Here is a 14,569-nt window from a genome sequence, read left to right as displayed (position 1 = left end):
AGGCGCGGGGACGAGCCCGGCCGCGGCTGCCGCCCGCGTGACCTGGCATGGGGGAGCCGAGTCGGGCTGTACGGGGCGGCGGCCGCGGCCGGTGTTTCTGGGGAGGCGCGCCGTCAGACGGCCTCCGCGGTTTCCGGCAGCTGGCGGGCGAGCTCGTCGCTGAGCCGGATCACCTCGGCGACCTCGCCGAATTCCCGCGCCGCGGTGTCCACGGTCTTGCGCAGCCGGGTGTTCACCCGCTCCGAGCGGACCTGCCGGGCGAACGGGATCGCCTGCTGCGCCATCGCCGCACAGGCCTCCGGCTCCTTCTGCAGCAGATGCACGGTGGCCATCCCGATGAGGTTGAGCGCATACGAGCGCTGGTGCTCGGGGTCCTTGCCGAACAGCTCCACCGCGCGCGCCATCACGGGCTCGGCGAGCGAGGCGTACGTGGGGCTGCGGCCGGCGACATAGGCGAGGTCACGGTAGGAGTGGGCGTTCTCCGCGTTGAGCTCGGCCTCGGAGAAGAAGCGGATCCAGTCCGGCTCGGGCTCGCCGGGCAGGACGTCCGAAAAGGTGTCCTCGGCCATCCGGACGGCCCGCTTGACCTTGCTGGGCTGGCCCATTCCGGCGTAGGCGCGGGCCTCCATCGCATACAACATCGCCTGGGCGCGCGGGGCGGCCGTCTCCCGGCTGCCGTACTGGGCGAGGTGGATCAGCTCCAGCGCGTCGTCGGGCCGGCCGAGGTGGATCATCTGCCGGCTCATGCTGGAGAGGATGTACGAACCCAGGGGCCGGTCGCCGGCTTCCTTGGAGGCGTGCAGCGCCAGCACGAAGTACTTCTGCGCGGTGGGCTGCAGGCCGATGTCGTAACTCATCCAGCCGGCCAGCTCGGCGAGCTCGGCGGCGACCTTGAACAGCCGCTTGGCCACCGGCTCCGGCTGCGGCTCCTGGAGGAGGTCGGTGACCTCGTGCAGCTGACCGACCACGGCCTTGCGCCGCAGCCCGCCGCCGCACTGCGCGTCCCACTGGCGGAACATCACGGTGGTCGACTCCAGCAGGTCCAGCTCCGGCTGGGACAGGCGCGCGGGCCTGCGGAGCCGGTCGGGCTCCTCCGTACCGCCCTGGCTCGCGGGCACCGGGACCAGCCAGCGCTGCATCGGCTCGATGAGGCTGGGTCCGGCGGCGAGGGCGAGCGAGGTGCCGAGGAAGCCGCGGCGCGCCAGCATCAGGTCGCTGCGCGAGAACTCGCTGATGAGGCCGACCGTTTGGGCGCCCGCCCAGGGCAGGTCCACCCCGGAGACCGACGGGGACTGGTGCGCGGAGCGCAGCCCGAGCTCCTCGATGCCGACCACGCAGCCGAAGCGTTCGGAGAACAGCTCGGACAGGATCCGCGGAATGGGCTCACGCGGCTGCTCGCCGTCGAGCCAGCGGCGCACCCGCGAGGTGTCGGTGCTGATGTGGTGGGCGCCCATCTGGCGCGCCCGGCGGTTGACCTGTCGGGCCAGCTCGCCCTTGGACCAGCCGCTGCGCATGAACCACGAACCCAGCTGTGCGTTGGGTTGTTTGACGGCGTCGGTGCCGCCCGTGCCGCCGTTGCCGCCCACTGGAGCCCCCATCCCGAATAGCTGACTTGGTGCGCTTACCCGATGTCCGCGGCGAACCACCCGCAGACTGCCGCCCGTTGCGACGCGTGCCGGGGGTACGTCTACCCGATCACGGTTTCCGGGCACACCTTTTGGCCTGGGCTCGACCCGTGCGTTGCCATCGGCATACCCGTGCGAGGAGTGCCTCGCGGGGCTCGTGCACCGAAAGTAATCCTACGATCACGCCCGCCGCGAGGGCGATCGAGGAAACGCCACCATTCGCCACCCCTTCGAATGAACTCCCCGCCCGGCTCTCGCGATTGACTTGACACAGGTCGAACGCGGCCGGGCGGAACGGAGCACGCAAGGGCTCACACCACGCTCCGCACCACCCGGCGCGCCACGTCACACCACCGGTACCGCGGACAGTCAACGGAGCGTGAACGGCGCCACGACGTCAACCCACCGACTCGTAACCACTGGCACGCACCACCCGTTGGAGGGGGCATGGGCTTCACGATCGGCGGCATCCGAGAGATTCGTTCCGGCTCCCGGCGCCGCGCCCGCTCGACCGAAATCTCGGCGGTGGCGGAGTACACCGGGCTGTGGGGCTGGGACGTCGCCCCCGGCGCCCGGGCGGTGCGCGCGGGCAGCGGCCGTACGGACTGCTCGTGCGGCGCCGCCGACTGCCCCTCCCCCGGCGCCCATCCGCTGGCCTTCGGTGAGGAGCTGGCGGCCGGCGCCACCTGGGAGAAGGCCGGCGTGGTCTGGGCGGAGACGCCGGGCGCCGCGATCCTGCTGCCGGTGGGCCGCTCCTTCGACGTCCTCGACGTGCCGGAGGCCGCGGGCCGTAACGCCCTGGCGCGGCTGGAGCGGATGGGCCTGCCGCTGGGCCCGGTCGCGCTGACCCCGACCGGCCGCGCGCAGTTCTTCGTCGCCCCCGGTGCGGCCGGGCAACTCCCCGATCTGCTCTACCGGATGGGCTGGGACGACGCCGCGCTCGATCTGCGCCCCCTGGGCCCGGGCGACCACCTCACCGCACCGCCCTCCGACCTCGGCGGCCACGGCCCGATGCGCTGGCTGCGCCCGCCGACCCTGGACACCGCGGACCGGCCGCCGCAGGCGCGGCTGATGGTGGGCATCCTGGCGTACGTCTGCCATCGCTCGGCGGCCTGAGCAGCGGCGGAACATTCCGAGGGCTGGATCCGCCCGCCCCTCCGGCCGGACACCCGTCGACGGGGACCGTGCGCGGGCGAGCCCCCTGCCCCGCGATACTCCCGGCGGAACGGCTCCGGCCCCCGGCGCCCGCCGTGTGCGGGTACCGGGGGCCGGGGGCTGCCGGGGCGTGGCCTCCTTGCGGCGGCGTCAGTCGATCAGGGCGTCCACGAAGGCCTCGGGCTCGAACGGCGCGAGGTCGTCCGCCCCCTCGCCCAGGCCGATCAGCTTCACCGGCACACCCAGTTCGCGCTGGACGGCGACGATGATGCCGCCCTTGGCGGTGCCGTCGAGCTTGGTGAGCACCACCCCGGTGATGTCCACGACCTCGGCGAACACCCGGGCCTGGACGAGGCCGTTCTGGCCGGTGGTGGCGTCCAGGACGAGCAGCACCTCGCCGACCGGGCCGTGCTTCTCGACGACCCGCTTGACCTTGCCGAGCTCGTCCATCAAGCCGGTCTTGGTGTGCAGCCGGCCCGCGGTGTCGATGAGGACGACGTCGGCGGACTCGGCGATGCCTTCCTTCACCGCGTCGAAGGCGATCGAGGCGGGGTCGCCGCCCTCGGGTCCGCGGACCGTACGGGCACCGACCCGCTCGCCCCACGTCTGCAGCTGGTCGGCGGCGGCGGCGCGGAAGGTGTCGGCGGCACCGAGGACCACGGACTTGCCGTCGGCGACCAGGACACGGGCGAGCTTGCCGGTGGTGGTGGTCTTGCCGGTGCCGTTGACGCCGACGACCATGACGACGCCGGGGATCTCGTCGCCGCCGTTGCCGATGCCGTTGGCGGTGTGCACGGAGCGGTCGGCGTCCGTGCCGATGAGGGTGAGGAGTTCCTCGCGCAGCAGGGCCCGCAGTCCCTCGGGGGTGCGGGTGCCGAGGACCTTGACCCGCTCCCGCAGGCGCTCGACCAGCTCCTGGGTGGGGGCGACGCCGACGTCGGCGGTCAGCAGGGTGTCCTCGATCTCCTCCCAGGTCTCCTCGTCGAGGTGTTCGCGGGAGAGCAGGGTCAGCAGGCCCTTGCCCAGGGTGTTCTGGGAGCGGGAGAGCCGGGCGCGCAGCCGGACCAGCCGGCCCGCGGTGGGCTCGGGGACCTCGACCGCGGGCGCGGCGGGCGCCTCGGGCTCGGCGGCCGGTGCCTCGGCCACGGGGGCCTCGGCGGTGGGCAGCGTGACTTCTTCGATGGTGCGACGCTCTTCGTCGCGGGGGGTCTCGGCCTCCTCGCCGACATGTGGTTCGGCGGGGGGCGCGGTGACGGAGGGCTTGGGGGCAGCCGGCGGGGACGGCGGCAGCTGCTTCTTCTTGCGGCCGCTGACGACGAGCCCGCTGATCGCGCCGAGCACGACCACGGCAATGATGACGGCAAGGATGACGGTTTCCATAACCCCTCCAGTATCAGCCACGCCCCGGCGCCGGGGACCGCACGCGCCGAATCCGCACGGGCCCCGTCCCGGACCTCCTCCGCGGGCGCGGTGTGGCCGGATTCCTTCCCTGGCCGGGCTGTCGGACGTCGCGCGGCGGAATCCGGATGCGGGGTCCCGAGGGGAACGGGAAGTGGATCTCCCTGCCGGCCGGTGCTCCGGGGGTCCGTGGCGGCCGGTGGCCCCGGGGCAGACGGGGCGCCCTGCCCCACCCCGGCGTTCCGCCTGGTGGGGACGGCCCGGCTGGACCCTTCGACGATGCTGGGTGACACTCGTTGTCGTCGTCGGGTCCAACGGCGCAAAGAGGCGGAAGTTGGATCAAAGTACGATGGTCGACGGCCGCGCAACGCGCGTAGAGTCCTGGCAGCCAAATTCCGGCCAGGCACCACAGCCGCTGCCTGCACCTCCTCTCCCTGGGGGTGCCTCCAGATCCCCGCTCGGAGATACCTGCACCATGGGCACCACGTCTGCTTCCACGCCCGACATCGAAGGCGCCGTCGAGACCCGCGGCATCGAACCCGTTCCCGACAACGAACGGAAGGGCCGCGTCCGCGAGCTCTTCCCCACCTGGGTCGCCGCCAATATCAGTGTGCTGTTGCTCACCATGGGCGCCGCGCTCGTGGTCACCAACGGGCTGAATTTCTGGCAGGTCCTGCTGGTGGCCGCGATCGCCGCCACCGTCGCCTTCGGCATGGTGGGCGTGCTGTCGGTCTCGGGCAAGTGGGGCGGCGCGCCCGGCGCGATGCTCTCCCGTGCCGCTTTCGGCGTGCGCGGCAACTACTTCCCCGGCGCGATCCTCTGGGTCGCCCGCTTCGGCTGGGAGACGATCAACGCGGTCACCGGTGCCTACGCGGTACTGACGGTGCTGCATCTGCTCCTCGGCATCGAGAGCAACAACGTCCTCGTCGTCGTCACCCTGCTCGCCTTCGTGGCCGTGACCTATCTGGTGAGCGGGATGGGCCGCAAGGCGCTGAACGTCTGCAACAAGTACTCGACCTATCTGTTCGGCCTGTTCAGCATCATGGTGCTGGTCTATCTGGTCGCCACGATGGACTGGGACGCCGTCTTCGCCAAGAAGGCCGGCACGACCGCGATGGTGATCGCGGGCGTCGGCACCATCGCGGCCGGCGGGATCAGCTGGGTGCCCACGGGTCCCGACTTCGCGCGCTACCTCCCGCACTCCGCGTCCGGCAAGAAGATCGTCACAGCCACGGTTTCCGGAGCCGCGCTGGTACTGCTGCCGATGGTGCTGATGGGCGGCGTGATGGCCGTCTCCAACCCGAAGCTGGCCGGTCAGAACACCGACCCGATGTCGTTCCTCGGCAACATCCTGCCGTCCTGGCTCGCGGTGCCGTACCTGATCACCGCGCTGGTCGGCATGGTGCTGATCAACAGCCTGTCGATGTACTCCGCGGGCTTCACCGCCCAGACGATGGGCGTCAAGCTGCCGCGTGCCCTCGCGGTCAGCATCAATGCCGTCATCAGCCTGGTCGGCGGCCTGTTCATGATGCTGGTGGCCAAGGACTTCATCGGCCAGTTCATCGCCTTCCTGACGCTGCTGGCGGTCTCCTTCTCCGCCTGGATCGGCGTCTACGGCGTCGACATGGCCCGGCGGCGCAAGCTGGCGGTGCGCTACGACGCCGACAGCCTGATGAACACCGGCCGCACCAGCCGCTACTGGTACACCGGCGGCTTCTGCTGGCAGGCCATGACCGCCTGGGCCGTGGCCCTCGTCGCGGGGCTGTGCTTCACCAAGGTCCAGTGGTTCACCGGCCCGTTGGCCACGACCTGGATCGGTGAGAACGGCCTGGGCTGGGCGGCCACGATCGCGCTCGCCGCGGTGGTCTTCGCCGTGCTGCCGGCGCCCCGGGAGACCGTCCCGGCGGCCGCGGGCGAGCCGTCGGCGGCGGACCGCCGGCCGGTCGAGGTGGGCTGAGGCCGCCCGATCCCGGCCGGCCGGACCCCCCGGCTAGCGATCTGACGCACCGTCAGCTAACGTCCCCTTCGCCCACCACCGGCGAAGGGGACGTCTGTTATGTCCGCCCTGCCCGTCACGGTCCTGCGCTGCAACCTCGTCGACCCCACGCCCACGCCTGCCACGCTGTCCGCCCGCTACCGGGCGGCCGTCGAGATGGCCGCGTTCGCCGACGACCGCGGCTTCACCATGGTCCAGACCGAGGAGCACCACGCCACCGCCAACGGCTGGATCCCCTCCCCGCTCACCTTCGCGGGCGCCGTCTTCGGCGCCACCCGCCGCATCGGCGTCACCGTCTCCGCCCTGATCACCCCGCTGCACGACCCGCTGCGGCTGGCCGAGGACATCGCCTCGCTCGACCTGCTCAGCGGCGGCCGGCTGACCACCGTCGCCGGCCTCGGCTACCGGCCCGAGGAGTACGCGGCACACGGCAAGGACTGGCGGCACCGCGGCGCCCTCCAGGACGAGGTGCTGACGGCCCTGCTGTCCGCCTGGACCGGCGAACCGTTCAGCTACCGGGGCCGTACGGTCCAGGTCACCCCGCGCCCGTACACCCGGCCGCACCCGCTGCTGCTGATCGGCGGCAGCTCACGGGCCGCGGCCCGGCGCGCAGCCCGCCTGGGGCTCCCGTTCTTCCCCAGCGCCCGCCTCCCCGAGCTGGAGGCCTACTACCACGAGCGGCGGGCGGCCTTCGGCACCGAGGGCTGGGTGTGGCAGCCGCCCGAGCGGACCTCGCTGCTCCATGTCTCCGAGGACCCGGACCGCACCTGGGCCGAGTACGGCGGCCATCTGCTGCACGAGGCCCTGACGTACGCCTCCTGGCAGTCCGCCGGCATGCGCTCCGCGGTGCGTTCGTCCGCCCGGGACGTCACCGCGCTGCGCCAGGAGGGCGTCTACCGCGTCGTCACCCCCGAGGAGTGCCTGCGCCTCGCCCGGCAGACGGGCGGCGAGGGCTCGCTGATCCTGCATCCGCTGTGCGGCGGGATGCCGGTCGACGAGGGCTGGCGTTCGCTGCACCTGTTCGCCGAGCGGGTGCTGCCCCGTCTCAAGGCCGGCGGCCAGGACTGACGGCCGGCGCGGCCCCTGCCCCGGCACCGGCCGCACACCGGCGGGCCGCCGCGTGCGCCGTACGGGAGGGGAGGCCGTACGCCACGCCCCAGGGGGAGCGGCATGCGCCGACGGGCCGTATACCGAAGTGGGCACAAAAAACGGGTACTGCCCGGGGTCCCTGATGACCCGGGGCAGTACCCAGTAGCGAGGAGACAGGCTGGCGGGGGGTTAGCCCATCTCCTCCAACGCCTTGCCCTTGGTCTCCTTGACGTACTTCAGCACGAAGGGGATCGAGAGCAGAGCGAAGATCATGTAGATCACGTAGGTACCCGAGAGGTTCCAGTCCGACAGGCTCGGGAAGCTGGCCGTGATGGCCCAGTTGGCGATCCACTGCGCGGAGGCGGCGACGCCCAGCGCGGCGGCACGGATCTTGTTCGGGAACATCTCGCCGAGGAAGACCCAGACCACCACGCCCCAGGAGAGCGCGAAGAAGAGCACAAAGGCGTGCGCGGCGATCAGGGCCACGGTGCCCTCGGTGGTCGGCAGGGTGCCGGCCGCGGTCTTGGCGGAGAACGCCCAGGCCTCCAGGCCGAGCGCGAGGGCCATACCGGCCGAGCCGATCAGCGCCAGCGGACGGCGGCCGATCCTGTCGACGAAGATCATCGCGATCACGGTGCCGATGATGTTGATGATCGACGTGGTGAAGCTGTAGAAGAACGAGGCGCTCGGGTCGATGCCGACGGACTGCCACAGCGCCGAGGAGTAGTAGAACGCGACGTTGATGCCGACCAGCTGCTGGAAGACCGACAGCCCGATACCGACCCAGACGATCGGCAGGAAGCCCATCTTGCTGCCGAGCAGGTCCTTGAACGACGACTTGTGCTCGCGGCGCATCGCGTCCTGGATCTCGACGACCCGGGTGTCGAGGTTCACCGACTTGCCCTCGACCTCGGCGAGCACCTCCTTGGCGCGGGAGACCTTGCCGACGGAGATCAGGTAACGCGGCGACTCGGGGATCACGAAGGACAGCAGACCGTAGAGCACGGCCGGGACGACCATCACGCCGAGCATCCACTGCCAGGCCTCCAGGCCGGCGATCTTGCCGCGCTGCTGGCCGTCGGCGAGGTTGAGGATGCCCCAGTTGACGAGCTGGGAGACGGCGATGCCGACGACGATCGCGGCCTGCTGGAACGAGCCGAGACGGCCGCGGTAGGCGGACGGCGAGACCTCGGCGATGTAGGCCGGGCCGATGACCGAGGCCATACCGATCGCGAAGCCGCCGATGACCCGCCAGAAGGCGAGGTCCCACAGGGCGAACGGCAGGGCGGACCCGACGGCGCTGACCGTGAACAGCACGGCGGCGATCTGCATCACCCGGATGCGGCCGATGCGGTCCGCGACCCGGCCGGCGGTGGCGGCACCGATGGCACAGCCGATCAGCGCAACGGCGATGACCTGGGCGAGGACGGCGGACCCTACGTCGTAGCGGCTGCGGATCGCCTCGACGGCACCGTTGATGACGGAGCTGTCATAGCCGAAGAGGAAGCCGCCCATCGCGGCAGCCGCGGTTATGAAGATGACATGGCCGAGATGCTCGGGGTGGGCCTTACGGCCTTCCGGGACCGTCGGCTGCGCGGTGCTGGTCAACGTGAACTCCAGTGGCCCGGCTGCGCTGCCGGGCGTCGGGGGCTGGCCCTTCAGTGGCCTGATGGTTGGGGGAACCCACCACTTGAAGGTAAAAGCAACGTTGCAGAGACTATGCCTTCAAGTTTCGAAGTCAATAGGCCGTGATGAATTTGTTTCGCCGCCGTCCAGGTGGTCATTCATTCAAGTTATGAACTGATGGGTCGTCGGATACTCCCCGCGATCACCGCAGGCGCTGGCTGATGACCTTGGAGACTCCATCGCCCTGCATGGACACCCCGTAGAGGGCGTCCGCGACCTCCATCGTGCGTTTCTGATGCGTGATCACAATCAGCTGCGAGCTCTCCTGGAGCTCCTCCATGATCCGGATCAGCCGCTGCAGATTGGTGTCGTCGAGCGCGGCCTCCACCTCGTCCATCACGTAGAACGGGCTGGGCCGCGCCTTGAAGATCGACACCAGCAGCGCGACCGCGGTGAGTGACCGCTCCCCGCCCGAGAGCAACGAGAGCCGCTTGACCTTCTTGCCCGGCGGACGCGCCTCCACGTCCACCCCCGTCGCGAGCATGTCGCCCGGGTCGGTCAGCACCAGCCGCCCCTCGCCGCCCGGGAAGAGCCGTGCGAAGACCCCCTCGAACTCGCGGGCGGTGTCGTGGTACGCCTCGGTGAAGACCTGCTCCACCCGCTCGTCGACCTCCTTGACCACCTGCATCAGGTCGGCCCGGGTCTTCTTCAGGTCCTCGAGCTGCTCGCTCAGGAACTGGTGCCGCTCCTCCAGCGCCGCGAACTCCTCCAGCGCCAGCGGATTCACCTTCCCGAGCTGCTGATACGCCCGCTCGGCCGCCTTGAGCCGCTTCTCCTGCTCGGCCCGTACGTAGGGGACCGGCTGGTTGCGCGGGTGCTCCGGGTCGTCCGGGAGCACCTCCCCGTCGGCCGGCGGCGACGGGGGAACGAGCTGCTCAGGACCGTACTCGGACATCAGCCCGGCCGGCTCCACCCCCAGCTCCTCCAGCGCCCTGGTCTCCAGCTGCTCGATCCGCAGCCGCTTCTCGGCGCCGAGCACCTCCCCGCGGTGCATCGAGTCGGTCAGCTTGTCCAGCTCCGACTTCAGCTCGCGGCCCTGGTTCCGCGCGGTCACCAGGGCCCCTTCCCGCTCGGCCTTGGCCCGCTCGGCGGCGGCGCGCTCCTCCTCGGCCCGTACGGCCGACACCTCGACATGCGCCAGCAGCTGCCGGGCCCCGGAGGCGACCGCACCGGCCACCTCCGCCTCGTGCCGCAGCCGGGCCCGCCGCCGCTCGGCCCGCGCCCGTGCCTCGCGCTCGGCCCGCGCCCCGCGGTCCAGCCCGTCCGCCCGCCCGGCGAGCGCCTTGACCCGCTCCTCGTGCGTCCGCGCCTGGAGCCGGGCCTCCATCTCGGTCTGCCGCGCATTGGCGCCGTCCGCGGCCAGCCGGTCCCGTACGGACGTATCGGGCTCCTCCTCCCCCGCTCCCGGGTCCTCCTGGGCCACCGCGAGCCGCTCGGCCAGCTCCTCGGCCTCCTCGGTGGCCCGCGCCAGCGCCTCCTCGGCCCGGGCGGCCGCCGCACCGGACCGCTCGGCCTCCCCCGCGGCCGCCCGCGCCTGCCCGCCGAGCCGGCCCAGGTCCCCGGCGATCTTCGACTTCTCCCGGTCCGCCGCCCGCCGCCGCTCGGCCAGCTCCTCGACCAGCGCGGCACACTCCGTACGGCGCTCCGTCGCGGCCCGCTGCGCCCGTGCCAGCTCCTCGCAGCGCCCGGCCAGCTCGTCCAGCTCAGCCGCCGCCTCGTCGACGGACGCCTGCACCTCCAGCAGACTCGGCGCGCCGGCGGAGCCGCCCTGCGCGAAATGCGCCCCGAGCAGATCGCCCTCGCCGGTCACGGCCGTCAGCTCCGGCCGCGCGGCCACCAGCTCCTCGGCGTCCTCCAGCGTCCCGACCACCACGACGTCCCGCAGCAGACGGGCCACGGCGGCCGACAACTGCGCAGGCCCGGTCACCAGTTCGTCCGCCGGTACGGGCGCGGAGCGGGGGCCGGGGACCCGGTGCACGGCTTGCCCACGGGCCTCCGGCTCCCCGGCCGCACCCTCAGGACCGGCCGGCACGGCCCCGCCCGGAGCCCCGCCGGCTTCCTCGGCCCCCTCGGCCTTCGAGATCGCGGCGACGTCCACGGCCTCCCGCGCCTCCACGGCCCGCGCCGGCCCGGGCACCCGCCCCGTCCCGCTCCGGCTCCCGCTGCCCCCGATCACCATCGCCGCCCGCCCCGCGTCCTGGGCGCGCAGCAGCCGGATGGCCTCGGCTGCGGTGTCCGGGCCGCTGACAGCGAGGGCGTCCGCGGCCGCGCCGAGGGCGGCGGCCACCGGGATCTCGAAGCCGGGGGTGACGGTCAGCAGTTCCGCGGCCGGCCCGAGCAGACCGCTGAGGCGGTCCGCGGCGGCCAGCAGCGCGCCGCTGCCGTCCTTGCGGCGCAGTCCCAGCGCCAGCGCGTCGTGCCGGGCGGCGATCGCGGCCCGGCTGCGCTCGGCCGTGGTCAGCGCCTCCCGCGCGGCGGTCAGCGCGGCCTCCGCCTCCGCCAGCTCCCGGCGGGCCGCCGCATGCCGCTCCCCGAGCGCGTCGTCGTCCGCGTCCAGCCCGTCGACCTCGGCCTTGCGCTGCTCGTACTCCTCCTGGGCGGCACTCGCCCGGTGCCGGGCGGCGTCCCTGGCCTCGACCAGCCGGCCGATCTCCGCCTGTGCCGAGGCGGCGCGGCCGCGGGCGGCGGTGACCTGTCCGCTCAGCCGGGCCAGGCCCTCCCGGCGGTCGGCGATGGCCCGGGCCACGTCCCGCAGCCGCCGCTCCTCGTCCGCCAACTGCCGCTCCAGCCCGGCGCGGTGTTCGACGGTGTCCTCCAGGGCCCGGCTCGCCGCCTCCAGCGCGGCCGTCAACTCCGCCTCCTGCTCACGGATCCGGGCCGCCTCGCGCTCCATGTCCTCCGGGTCGCGCCCCTGCCGCTCGTCCGGCGGGGCCAAGGAGGCGCTCTTGACCCGCGCCTCGGCCAGCGAGATCGTGCCGCGCACCCGCTCCGCGAGCTGGGACAGCTCGTACCAGGTCTGCTGCGCGCGCTGCAGCCGCGGGGTGAGGGTGCGTACCTCTTCCTCCAGCGCCGCCTCCTGCTGCTGGGCGGTGCGCAGCCGGGCCTCGGCGGCCTGTTTGCGTTCCTTGAGCGCCGCTTCGTCCGCGATCTCGGCGCGCAGCGCCCGGCGCAGGGTGACGAGATCGTCGGCGAGCAGCCGCAGCCGGGCGTCGCGCAGATCCGCCTGGATGACGGCGGCGCGCCGGGCGACCGCGGCCTGCCGCCCCAGCGGCTTGAGCTGGCGCCGCAGCTCGTCGGTCAGATCCTGGACCCGGGCGAGATTGGCCTTCATCGCCTCCAGCTTCCGCAGCGCCTTCTCCTTGCGCTTACGGTGCTTCAGGACGCCGGCCGCCTCCTCGATGAACGCCCGGCGTCCCATCGGATCGGCGTGCAGAACGGAGTCCAGCTGCCCCTGCCCGACGATGACATGCATCTCCCGGCCGATTCCGGAATCGGAGAGCAATTCCTGGATATCGAGCAGCCGGCAGGTGTCCCCATTGATCTGGTACTCGCTGCCGCCGTTGCGGAACATGATCCGGGTGAGGGTGACTTCGGCGTACTCGATCGGCAGTGCACCGTCGGAGTTGTCGATGGTGAGCGCGACCTCGGCGCGGCCGAGCGGCGGCCGCCCGGTCGTCCCGGCGAAAATGACGTCCTCCATCTTCCCGCCGCGCAGCGACTTGGCACCCTGCTCGCCCATGACCCAGGACAGCGCGTCCACGACATTGGACTTGCCGGATCCGTTGGGGCCCACGACGCAGGTGATGCCCGGTTCGAACCGGAGCGTCGTGGCGGAGGCGAAGGACTTGAAGCCTCGCAGGGTCAGACTCTTGAGGTGCACGCCGTGGGACTCTACCGGCCGCCCCCGGACGGGCCGCCCCAACATTCCGGCACCGGTCACCGGCCCCGTGCGACCCCCCGTGTACCGCGCCGTTCATTTTCGGTTTCATTGCGGAAAGCGCAGGGCACATCATGCGGTAAGGAAGGGGCGGGCACGGCCGAATGGACCGCAGGTCCGCAGGAAATGGCCGTCGAACGAAGTATCGGGAAACGACGAAGGGACGCCGAAGCGTCCCTTGCAGATCTTGAAGAGAGCGGTGCCTCAAGCGGCTGGCGAGCAGCCCTGCCGGCCCTGGGGGCGGGGTCAGGTGAGCGCGGGCTCCGCCTGGGGTACGTCGATGTCGAGCATCGAGTCGTCGCGACGTGCGGCAGCGGACAGCATGTCGTTTTCGGCCTGCATCCGAATCAGTTCGGATTCAAGGTCTTGGACGCGCTGCTGAAGCCGTCGCATCTCGGAGAGGACTCGGGGGTCGGAGCCGCCGACGTAACCGAGAAGCGCCTTTGCCATGATGGATGGTCCTCCACAATGAGTGACCGACCGAAGCGGTTGGGTCGTGAGGGATTCGCACCCGCGGTGCTTGTCATTCCTGGTGTACTCAATGCCAAACAGCTAAGGTGCGCGGGGATTCCAGAGTCTCACCAAACGGTTTGACGGTCAACACGATCACGCCCCGTATCCTCGGGCACCTGAGAGTGCGCGGCCGCGAAGGCGCTGCGCCGACTCCCCAGAAAGGTCCCGCGGGGGCGTAGAGATCATCCGTACAGCGGCAGCCTTGCACGGGTCGGCCGAGTTGGCAACCACCAGGCCTTATCTCCCGTAAGCAGCTGACAAAGGCGCATCCCGAAGATCGCCTCTGACGGTCGTACAGCCGGTTTCGGCGGGCCCGGTCAGCGGATCTCGAAGCCGTCATAACCCCCGCGGGGCGTGTCCCATATCTCAGTGACTCCGTCGACCCGCCCGGGCGTGTCTCCGGTGCGGAGCCACTCCAGCAACGCATCGCAGTGATCCTTCGGCCCCTCGGCGACCACCTGGACGCGGCCGTCGCCGAGATTGACCGCAAATCCGGCGAGTTCCCCGATGCGAAGGGCGTTGGCCCGGGTGAACCAGCGGAATCCGACACCCTGGACCTGACCACGCACCCACGCGGTCACACGGACAGCTTCGTTCATGTGTGCACGTTAACCGGCCAATTGCTCAGCGGTCACTTCCGTCCCTTACGGCATCGCGTACAGTCCCCCGACAGCGAGACTCACTCTTTTGGGCGAGTCGGCTTGACGCAAGGAAAGCTGTGCGGCGGTAGCCGCTCCCGTGGAGCCGGTGCGTGCACCGGGGGAAGGAAGAACGCGGATGGGCCGCCATCGACGCTCCGCTCCCCCAGTCCCTGAAGCCCCTGGTGCGGGGCATGGTGACGCACCGACGGCTGTGCGGACCGGTACACCGGGCGCCGCGCGGCGCCGTGGACATCGCGCGGCGCGCGGCCGCGGTTCGGCGCCCGTCCGGGCCGGACTGCTCGGCGCCTCCGCCGCGGTGGCGATGGGAGCCGTGGCGGCCGCCTCCGGACTGATCCCCGGCCACGGCCAGTTCGACGCGGGCACCGGCGGCGATCCGGGCGACCGGGTCCGGGCCGACGCGCTGCCGGAGTCGACCGCGCCGCTGGGCGGCAGCTCCGCGAGCCCGGGCGACCGGGTCACGCACGAGGCGAGCCGCGGCGGCCCCCGCCCCACGGCCCCCGGCACCGGC

Annotated in this window: 9 protein-coding genes and 1 pseudogene; 4 read left to right on the top strand and 6 right to left on the bottom strand. The window is 71.8% G+C overall.

Translation table 11 applies throughout. The annotated features are described in order from the left end of the window. Positions 1-113: 113 nt before the first annotated feature. Positions 114-1,598, bottom strand: coding sequence for a transcriptional repressor NsdA (nsdA, locus tag EST54_RS21730; RefSeq protein ID WP_129249388.1), 1,485 nt, complete (start codon positions 1,596-1,598; stop codon positions 114-116). Positions 1,599-2,072: 474 nt separating this feature from the next. Here nsdA and EST54_RS21725 point away from each other — a divergent pair, with 474 nt between their 5' ends. Then, complete coding sequence (locus EST54_RS21725; RefSeq protein ID WP_129249387.1) at positions 2,073-2,741, top strand: bifunctional DNA primase/polymerase; 669 nt, start codon at positions 2,073-2,075, stop codon at positions 2,739-2,741. 189 nt (positions 2,742-2,930) lie between these two features. On the opposite strand, the gene ftsY is transcribed toward EST54_RS21725, so the two are convergent. Then, on the bottom strand, positions 2,931-4,160 hold the full coding sequence (ftsY, locus tag EST54_RS21720) for a signal recognition particle-docking protein FtsY (protein ID WP_129249386.1): 1,230 nt from the start codon (positions 4,158-4,160) through the stop codon (positions 2,931-2,933). 493 nt (positions 4,161-4,653) lie between these two features. On the opposite strand from ftsY, the gene EST54_RS21715 reads away from it, so the two are divergent. After that, positions 4,654-6,135, top strand: a complete 1,482-nt coding sequence (locus EST54_RS21715) for a purine-cytosine permease family protein (RefSeq protein ID WP_129249385.1) — start codon at positions 4,654-4,656, stop codon at positions 6,133-6,135. Between the two features lie 99 nt (positions 6,136-6,234). Beyond that, positions 6,235-7,242: an LLM class flavin-dependent oxidoreductase gene (locus EST54_RS21710; RefSeq protein WP_129249383.1), complete on the top strand. Its 1,008-nt coding sequence runs from the start codon at positions 6,235-6,237 to the stop codon at positions 7,240-7,242. A gap of 210 nt (positions 7,243-7,452) precedes the next feature. On the opposite strand, the gene EST54_RS21705 is transcribed toward EST54_RS21710, so the two are convergent. The 4 genes from EST54_RS21705 to EST54_RS21685 form a co-directional block, all read right to left on the bottom strand. After that, positions 7,453-8,871, bottom strand: a complete 1,419-nt coding sequence (locus EST54_RS21705; protein ID WP_129249381.1) for a sugar porter family MFS transporter — start codon at positions 8,869-8,871, stop codon at positions 7,453-7,455. A 220-nt stretch (positions 8,872-9,091) separates the two neighbouring features. Beyond that, positions 9,092-12,829: an AAA family ATPase gene (locus tag EST54_RS21700; RefSeq protein ID WP_129249379.1), complete on the bottom strand. Its 3,738-nt coding sequence runs from the start codon at positions 12,827-12,829 to the stop codon at positions 9,092-9,094. Positions 12,830-13,132: 303 nt separating this feature from the next. Further along, positions 13,133-13,336, bottom strand: coding sequence for a hypothetical protein (locus EST54_RS21695; RefSeq protein ID WP_006602857.1), 204 nt, complete (start codon positions 13,334-13,336; stop codon positions 13,133-13,135). Between the two features lie 380 nt (positions 13,337-13,716). Continuing rightward, positions 13,717-13,998: an acylphosphatase gene (locus EST54_RS21685; RefSeq protein WP_006602858.1), complete on the bottom strand. Its 282-nt coding sequence runs from the start codon at positions 13,996-13,998 to the stop codon at positions 13,717-13,719. A 253-nt stretch (positions 13,999-14,251) separates the two neighbouring features. Here EST54_RS21685 and EST54_RS21680 point away from each other — a divergent pair. Beyond that, a pseudogene (locus tag EST54_RS21680) lies at positions 14,252-14,569 on the top strand (CAP domain-containing protein); the annotation flags it as partial.

The sequence above is a fragment of the Streptomyces sioyaensis genome, from assembly GCF_004122735.1.
Lineage (GTDB): Bacteria > Actinomycetota > Actinomycetes > Streptomycetales > Streptomycetaceae > Streptomyces > Streptomyces sioyaensis.
Note: the sequence above shows the minus strand (reverse complement) of the source record. Positions and strands in the feature narration are given on the sequence as shown.

Bases quoted from the DNA above. Each gene is read 5' to 3' on its own strand.
- nsdA (WP_129249388.1), bottom strand. From the start codon at position 1,598: ATGGGGGCTCCAGTGGGCGGCAACGGCGGCACGGGCGGCACCGACGCC.
- EST54_RS21725 (WP_129249387.1), top strand. From the start codon at position 2,073: ATGGGCTTCACGATCGGCGGCATCCGAGAGATTCGTTCCGGCTCCCGG.
- ftsY (WP_129249386.1), bottom strand. From the start codon at position 4,160: ATGGAAACCGTCATCCTTGCCGTCATCATTGCCGTGGTCGTGCTCGGC.
- EST54_RS21715 (WP_129249385.1), top strand. From the start codon at position 4,654: ATGGGCACCACGTCTGCTTCCACGCCCGACATCGAAGGCGCCGTCGAG.
- EST54_RS21710 (WP_129249383.1), top strand. From the start codon at position 6,235: ATGTCCGCCCTGCCCGTCACGGTCCTGCGCTGCAACCTCGTCGACCCC.
- EST54_RS21695 (WP_006602857.1), bottom strand. From the start codon at position 13,336: ATGGCAAAGGCGCTTCTCGGTTACGTCGGCGGCTCCGACCCCCGAGTC.
- EST54_RS21685 (WP_006602858.1), bottom strand. From the start codon at position 13,998: ATGAACGAAGCTGTCCGTGTGACCGCGTGGGTGCGTGGTCAGGTCCAG.